General features: G+C 45.9%; 9 protein-coding genes. 1 reads left to right on the forward strand and 8 read right to left on the reverse strand.

The window, feature by feature from the left end; translation table 11 throughout:
• Positions 1–38: 38 nt before the first annotated feature.
• The 6 genes from clpA to E8Q33_RS06310 form a co-directional block, all read right to left on the reverse strand.
• Positions 39–2,288 carry an ATP-dependent Clp protease ATP-binding subunit ClpA gene (gene clpA / locus E8Q33_RS06285; protein WP_136553635.1) on the reverse strand — a complete coding sequence of 750 codons (2,250 nt, stop codon included), beginning with the start codon at positions 2,286–2,288 and terminating at the stop codon, positions 39–41.
• A 32-nt stretch (positions 2,289–2,320) separates the two neighbouring features.
• Entirely contained in the window at positions 2,321–2,647 is a 327-nt protein-coding gene (clpS, locus tag E8Q33_RS06290; RefSeq protein ID WP_084002995.1) for an ATP-dependent Clp protease adapter ClpS, read from the reverse strand.
• An 8-nt stretch (positions 2,648–2,655) separates the two neighbouring features.
• On the reverse strand, positions 2,656–2,967 hold the full coding sequence (grxD, locus tag E8Q33_RS06295; protein ID WP_069296039.1) for a Grx4 family monothiol glutaredoxin: 312 nt from the start codon (positions 2,965–2,967) through the stop codon (positions 2,656–2,658).
• A 72-nt stretch (positions 2,968–3,039) separates the two neighbouring features.
• A complete protein-coding gene (gene serB / locus E8Q33_RS06300; RefSeq protein WP_136553637.1) occupies positions 3,040–3,870 on the reverse strand; it encodes a phosphoserine phosphatase SerB in 831 nt (276 codons plus the stop codon).
• Between the two features lie 92 nt (positions 3,871–3,962).
• The gene (gene ppa / locus E8Q33_RS06305; RefSeq protein ID WP_069296037.1) at positions 3,963–4,490 is read right to left on the reverse strand and encodes an inorganic diphosphatase; all 528 of its coding nucleotides are present in this window, start codon (positions 4,488–4,490) and stop codon (positions 3,963–3,965) included.
• A gap of 93 nt (positions 4,491–4,583) precedes the next feature.
• Positions 4,584–5,378 (reverse strand): sulfite exporter TauE/SafE family protein, encoded by a 795-nt coding sequence (locus E8Q33_RS06310; protein WP_136553639.1) that lies wholly within the window; start codon positions 5,376–5,378, stop codon positions 4,584–4,586.
• Between the two features lie 117 nt (positions 5,379–5,495).
• Here E8Q33_RS06310 and E8Q33_RS06315 point away from each other — a divergent pair, with 117 nt between their 5' ends.
• Positions 5,496–6,815: an MATE family efflux transporter gene (locus E8Q33_RS06315; protein WP_247869953.1), complete on the forward strand. Its 1,320-nt coding sequence runs from the start codon at positions 5,496–5,498 to the stop codon at positions 6,813–6,815.
• On the opposite strand, the gene E8Q33_RS06320 is transcribed toward E8Q33_RS06315, so the two are convergent.
• On the reverse strand, positions 6,812–7,015 hold the full coding sequence (locus E8Q33_RS06320; protein ID WP_136553641.1) for a hypothetical protein: 204 nt from the start codon (positions 7,013–7,015) through the stop codon (positions 6,812–6,814). The genes E8Q33_RS06315 and E8Q33_RS06320 overlap by 4 nt on opposite strands.
• Positions 7,016–7,082: 67 nt before the next feature.
• Positions 7,083–7,331, reverse strand: a 249-nt coding sequence (locus E8Q33_RS06325) for a pseudouridine synthase (RefSeq protein ID WP_247869954.1), incomplete at its 5' end; no start/stop codon positions are given.

The raw sequence follows: 7,331 nt of genomic DNA on the forward strand, positions 1-7,331 counted from the left end.
ACCCGGTAGCAAATAACTACCGGGTTCATTGTTTAGCTTTATGCAGGTTCTGTTTCTTTGATGATATCCAGAACCAGTTCATCATTTTTCAGAATGACCCTGACATGACCACCATCGCTCAGTTGACCGAACAATAATTCATCTGCCAATGGACGTTTGATTTTTTCCTGTACCAGGCGTGCCATAGGCCGGGCTCCCATCTGTACATCATAGCCATGCTCTGCCAGCCATTCACGCGCATCATTCTCAATTTCAATGGTGACGTTTTTGTCTTGCAATAACATTTCCAACTCAAGCACCGCCTTGTCAGCCACACGCAAAATAGCTTCCTTGGTTAGCGGCTGGAATTGAATGATGCCATCCAGACGATTGCGGAATTCAGGTGAGAAAGCACGTTTTAATGCTTCACTACCATCCATATGATGTTCCTGTTTGGTAAAGCCAATCGAGCTACGACCCATTTCCTGTGCACCGGCATTACTAGTCATTACCAACACCACATGACGGAAATCGGCTTTACGGCCATTATTATCAGTCAATGTACCGTGATCCATGACCTGCAATAACAGGTTAAACACATCGGGATGGGCTTTTTCAATCTCATCCAGCAGTAAAACGGCATGCGGTTGTTTGATGATCGCATCGGTCAATAAACCACCTTGATCAAAGCCGACATAACCAGGAGGCGCACCAATCAAACGAGACACCGTGTGCGGTTCCATGTACTCAGACATATCAAAACGAATCAGTTCAACCCCGAGAATATGTGCTAACTGACGGGTGACTTCTGTTTTACCTACCCCAGTTGGTCCAGCAAACAGGAAAGCACCTGTTGGTTTTTCTGGATGACCCAGGCCAGAACGCGCCATTTTAATCGCTGAACTTAATGCAGAAATCGCATCATCCTGACCAAAAATAACGTGTTTCAGGTTCGGTTCAAGGTTACGCAGATTGTCTTTATCGGCATTACTGACCGTCTTGGCAGGAATACGGGCAATCTTGGCAACGATCTGCTGTACATCCGGCACACCAATCATTTTTTTGCGTTTTGATTTAGGCAAAATACGTTGAGCCGCGCCGACCTCATCCAACACATCAATGGCTTTGTCCGGCAGATAACGATCGTTGATATGACGGGCCGCTAATTCTGCTGCCTGTTCGATCGCCGCATTGGAATAACGCACATTGTGATGCAATTCCAACCCAGGCTTTAAGCCTTTAAGAATTTCGATGGTTTCCGCCACTGAAGGCTCAGGCACATCGATTTTTTGGAAACGCCGCGCCAACGCACGATCGTGTTCAAAAATATTGCGATATTCCTGGTAAGTGGTAGAGCCAATGCATTTCAACTCACCATTAGCTAATAATGGCTTAAGTAAATTAGCTGCATCCATTGCACTGTTACCGGCACTGCCAGCACCAATCATGGTGTGGATTTCATCGATAAACAAAATCGCATGTTCCTGTTGTTTGATTTCTCGTAACAGGCCTTTCAGACGTTTTTCAAAGTCACCACGGTATTTGGTACCAGCAACCAGAGCGCCCATATCCAGAGAATAAACAACCGCCTGTTCCAATACTTCTGGCACTTCACCATCAACAATGCGTTTCGCTAAACCTTCCGCCAGCGCAGTTTTACCGACGCCAGCTTCACCAACAAACAAGGGATTGTTTTTACGGCGACGGCATAACACCTGCAAAGTCCGCTCAATCTCATTGGCACGACCGATTAATGGATCGATACGACCAAGCTTGGCTTCTGCATTAAGATTGGTCGCGTACAACGCCAAAGGGCTTTTGCTTTCGGAGTTGCCGTCTTCGACTTCAATCTTTTCACTTTTAGTTTCTTCTGCCAGATTTTCGATGCTGCCATGACTAATAGCATTGACCACGTCGAGTCGACTGACATCCTGCTTCTGCAGTAAATAAACCGCTTGAGATTGCTGCTCGGAGAAGATCGAGACCAAAACATTGGCACCAGTTACCTCTTCACCACCAGAAGACTGCACATGCATCACTGCACGTTGCAGAATACGTTGGAAAGCCAAAGTTGGCTGAGTTTCACGGTCGCTGTCTTCAGCCAAAGTTGGCAGATTATCGGCTAGGAAATCGGTTAGATCCTGACGCAAGGCATTAATATCCACCTCGCAGGCCTTGAGCACCGCCAGCGCCTGTCCATTTTCCAACAGGGCTAACAATAAATGTTCTACGGTCAGAAATTCATGGGATCTTTGTCGAGCATAGTTGAATGCCTGACTCAGCGTGTGTTCAAGTTCTTTACTCAGCATATTGCTATCCGCCTATTGTCGTTGCAGCCATCTCAATCCTGTTCCATGGTGCACTGTAAGGGATGCCCATGTCTTTGGGCATAACTGTTCACTTGTTCCACTTTGGCCTCAGCGATCTCAAATGTAAAGATCCCGCACAAAGCCTGTCCTTCTGTGTGCACTTGTAACATGGTTCGTGTGGCACGTTCACGTCCCATATCAAACAAGGTCTCCAAAACTTCCACTACAAAATCCATCGGTGTGTAATCATCATTCATCATGATCACCCGATATTTGGGTGGTTGTTTTAACTCCGGTTTTGATGGCGCAACCGCGTAACCATGCTCGGCTTGCCAATCAGGATTCTGTTTTTCTGCCATGGCAAAAATCAACTCGCTGCTTCGACCATCTGTTTGAGTTCGCCGTTCTCATACAGTTCCATAATAATGTCACATCCACCCACTAATTCACCGTTGATATAGAGTTGTGGAAAAGTTGGCCAGTCAGCATAACGGTGAAGATTCTCACGGACTTCCGGGTCAGCCAGTACATTGACATAAGCAAATTCTGCGCCACAGGCAGTCAGCGCTTGGGATGAGCGACTGGAAAATCCACATTGTGGAAACTCGGGGGTTCCTTTCATAAACAGGATTACCGGGTTTGATTCAATTGCCTGCTTAATACGCTCCATAATATCCATTGTTGTTACCTCTTAATAAGTTAGTTTTAGCAGATGGGGGCATCTGCAGTTAATTCAAGATTACGCTGTTGATTAAGGTCGTTGCAATAGACCTAACAGACCATCCAGTCCAGAGAAATTCAATGCTGTGTTTGCCGCTTCCTGCACTTTAGGTTTGGCATGATAAGCCACGCTCAAACCGGCCGTAGCCATCATTAGCAAGTCATTTGCCCCGTCTCCCATAGCAATAGCTTGCTGGGGACTGATACCAAGTTCATCACAACGCGCCAGTAAAAAATCCGCTTTGGCTTGTGCACCACAAATAGCCCCGGTTACTTCCCCTGTAAGGTAACCATTTGCTTCTGACAACACATTAGCCTGAGTAAAGTCGAGATTCAGCCGTTTTTTGAGTTTATCAGTAAAAAAGGTGAAGCCACCGGAGACCAGTGCTGTTTTAATTCCAGCCTGTTGCACCGTTTTTAACATTAGCTCTGCACCAGGATTGAGCATCAACCGTTCGTTATAAACTCGATCCAGCATTTCAACCGGCAGGCCTTTTAGCAATGCTACACGTTGTTTCAGTGAAGTTTCGAAATCAATCTCGCCCCGCATAGCGGCTTCCGTGATAGCTGCCACTTGAGGTTTTATTGCCATAAAATCAGCAATTTCGTCAATGCATTCAATATTGATCAAAGTGGAATCCATATCCATCACAATCAACCGGCAATCCTCGGCCACAAATTCTGCCGGTAACACATTAATATCCACCGCATATTGCTGACGTAGCATCGTCAAATCGGCATGCTGGGTATTCTCAATCAGCGCATATCGATCTTGCCAATGGCATTGACCGGCTAATTTTTCAGCAATTTCAGCGGCCAGTTCCCGGGTTAATTGAGGTCCCTGAACAATTATCTGTGTCATGTTGTTTCCCAGTCGTAAAATGACAAACGGCGAACTGACTTACGTCAGCTCGCCGCGTGCAAAAACAGTTTTATCAATCGATTCAATAATTATTATTTCGCATCATTTTGGTAACGCGTAACGCTATCGACAATTTCCTGTTTAGCGGCATCAATGCCAGCCCAGCCTTCGATTTTGACCCATTTGTTTTTTTCGAGGTCTTTGTAATGTTCGAAGAAATGCGCAATTTGATTCAGTAAAAATTCTGGAACATCATTGATGTCTTTTACATGGTCGTACATTTTGTCATGTGGAACTGCGACGACTTTGGCATCTTCGCCTTTTTCATCGGTCATTTTCAGCATGCCAACTGGACGACAAGCAACGACACAACCATTGATCAACGGAAATGGGGTGATAACCAATACATCAACCGGATCCCCATCATCAGACAAAGTCTGTGGTACGTAGCCATAGTTGGCTGGGTAGAACATGGCTGTGTTCATAAAACGATCAACAAACAATGCGCCAGTCGCTTTATCAACTTCGTATTTGACCGGATTAGCGTTAGCGGGAATTTCGATAATGACATTGATATCTTCAGGCAGTTTGCTGCCGGGGCCGACTCGGTCGAGGTTCATAAAGCGATTGCTCCAAATTAATGTTTAGGATAGAAACGAAACCCGGCAATTATAAAAGAAACCACGCCGCCATCAAAGTTGAAGTCACTTTAGCTATCGGTTGAAAAAATAAATCGCTACGCAAATCAACAACAGAGAAAACAAGCGACGCAGCCAATGTGACGGTATTTTTTTGGCGATTCTAGCGCCGAATTGGGCAAACAATACGCTGGTGATAATAATGCCGACAAATGCCTGCCAATGCACAAAGCCAGTTTGCCAGCCTGCTTGTTGGTTTAACTCATCTGGCGCAAACACAATAAAACCGATAACCCCGGCGATGGCAATCGGCAAACCGCTACATGCGGCTGAACCAATCGCCTGCTGGATACTGAGACGAGCCATCAGTAGATAAGGGACAATCAAGGTACCGCCACCGATGCCAACCAACGCACTGATAATGCCACTGAACAAACCATAAATAGTCGCAGGTAGTCGATTCAACAATACAGGATACGATGCCTTTGAATTGGGTAGCCAGATGCGTAAAGCCATCAGCAAAGCAAAAATTGCAAAAAAGGTCTGTAACTTTGCTCCACTGATTACACTGGCCAGTAACGCACCGCTAAATCCGCCAATAATCAGTCCGGGTACTAAGCGGCGAACCGCCAGCAGCGAAATATTCCCCAGACGCCAATGAGCAAATATTGAGGACATTGACGTCACAATAATGGTCATTAGTGAGGTGGCCACGGCCATATGAATCAGATATTCGCTGGGCAAGCCCTGCTTGCTGAACAGCCAGACCAGAACTGGAACGATCACCAAACCGCCACCGATACCAAATAGTCCGGCAAGCGTGCCTGCTACCACTCCAGCAGCAGCATAGCTTAGCCATTCAATCCACATAGGCGTCTTTTTCCTCAGTCATAGTGTATTTTTCGCTAAAATCATTGTGGTTTACCTATAAGGTTTTTCAAACCTTATCTAGCATTGCCTTTGCAGGCTGAATTTACTGGACCAACTTTGTCAGATAACACTGTAACGCACCGTCAGGTTTGGCGAATTGCCGGGCCAATGATCATTGCCAATATCTCAACGCCCCTGCTGGGTATGGTGGATACCGCAATGGTTGGTCATCTCAGCGCAGCCCATTACCTTGGCGCCGTAGCCATCGGCAGTATGATTTTTACCTTTGTTTTCTGGGGATTTGGCTTTCTCAGAATGGCCACCACTGGCCTGACGTCACAGGCCTATGGCGAAAATAGTACCGCAAAAATGCAGGCGGTATTGATGCAATCTATCTGGCTGGCGCTAATCATTGCCGTGTTATTACTGCTGATACAGCTCCCCGTTCGCAATCTGGCTTTGCATCTCGTTAGTAGTAGTCAGGACGTCGAATATTTCGCTGCCGTTTATTTTGATATCCGTATATGGAGTGCCCCAGCGACGTTAATAAATTACGCCATTCTCGGTTGGCTTATCGGCCGTGAAGCATCAAAAGCTGCGTTGCTGATGGTACTGGTAATCAACATTACTAATATTCTGTTGGATGCCTTGTTTGTGATGGGGCTAGGTATGGACGTTGATGGTGTTGCATTAGCATCCGTTATCGCTGAATACAGCGGCCTGTTGATGGGACTGTTTTTACTCAAGCATTACGGGCTGAATAAAGCTGGTATTCGGTTATCACTGAGTAAAAAAGTACTGCAACAAAGCCGCCATGGCTTGCATGTGCATGGCAACGTGATGATCAGAACCTTTTTATTGATCAGCTGTTTTGCCTTGTTCACTACTCAAGGTGCCCGCCAGGGCGATACCGTATTAGCAGCCAACAGTGTTTTGTTGAACTTTATTACTTTCATGGCGTTTGTATTAGATGGTTTTGCTAATGCCACTGAAGCATTGACAGGTAAAGCCATCGGTCGTAAATCACCGACCATGCTGAAAAGAGCGCTCAGCTTAACCGCATTCTGGTCAATATTAATGGCAATGTTGTTTTCGCTGATATATCTGTTATTCGGATCATCGATTATCCGCTTGCTAACCGGTATTGATGCGGTAATCGAATTTGCTGGGATGTATCTTATCTGGGTGATTATCGCACCCATGATTGCGGTATGGTCGTATTTGCTGGATGGTCTGTTTGTCGGAGCTACACGTAGTCGGGAAATGCGTAACACTATGTTGTTTGCAGCATTTGGTTGCTATCTGCCCGCTTTTTACCTGCTACAACCTTATGGCAATCATGGTCTATGGGCAGCTTTAATTATTTTTCTGGCAGCAAGAGGGATTGCCCAAAGTTTTTATATTGGCAAGATAATGCGTCTGGCAGATCCAAATTAATGGTGGTTTTTTCTTGCATGTTGATCGCTTGTCAATAAACGGCGGTCATGGCCTGAACGCCTTAAGACATGTCTCAAATCAAAACGAATTTGCTCACGTCGAGTGAGACCCTGGCGCCGTTGATAACGGCGTCGATCATCATCACCCCACAAATGTCCATATTCAGGGTCTAGACCATACTGTTGTTCGGGTTGACTCATCACTGACATCTCCATTGAGATCGATAGGCTTATCATTGCGCCGCAAAACAGCCAATGTCAACAAACCCTAGCAGCTAAATATTTGTTTTTTATGAGTAATGGGACAATCAAAAGCTAAACGACTGGCTTTCAACTGCAAACCCTCTGCAGTCTTTTTTCCATAACGGCTATCACCAGTAACCGGATGACCAATCGATGCGCAATGGCGGCGAATTTGATGCATCCGGCCCGTCTCAATCGAGACAGCTAACTGCGTCCGGTTTTGCTCGGCATCATAAGCGCGTTTTTCGAAATGGCTGACGGCATGTTTACCATC

This window comes from Methylophaga sp. SB9B (assembly GCF_004832235.1).
Classification (GTDB): domain Bacteria; phylum Pseudomonadota; class Gammaproteobacteria; order Nitrosococcales; family Methylophagaceae; genus Methylophaga; species Methylophaga muralis.

Bases quoted from the DNA above. Each gene is read 5' to 3' on its own strand.
- clpA (WP_136553635.1), bottom strand. From the start codon at position 2,288: ATGCTGAGTAAAGAACTTGAACACACGCTGAGTCAGGCATTCAACTAT.
- clpS (WP_084002995.1), bottom strand. From the start codon at position 2,647: ATGGCAGAAAAACAGAATCCTGATTGGCAAGCCGAGCATGGTTACGCG.
- grxD (WP_069296039.1), bottom strand. From the start codon at position 2,967: ATGGATATTATGGAGCGTATTAAGCAGGCAATTGAATCAAACCCGGTA.
- serB (WP_136553637.1), bottom strand. From the start codon at position 3,870: ATGACACAGATAATTGTTCAGGGACCTCAATTAACCCGGGAACTGGCC.
- ppa (WP_069296037.1), bottom strand. From the start codon at position 4,490: ATGAACCTCGACCGAGTCGGCCCCGGCAGCAAACTGCCTGAAGATATC.
- E8Q33_RS06310 (WP_136553639.1), bottom strand. From the start codon at position 5,378: ATGTGGATTGAATGGCTAAGCTATGCTGCTGCTGGAGTGGTAGCAGGC.
- E8Q33_RS06320 (WP_136553641.1), bottom strand. From the start codon at position 7,015: ATGAGTCAACCCGAACAACAGTATGGTCTAGACCCTGAATATGGACAT.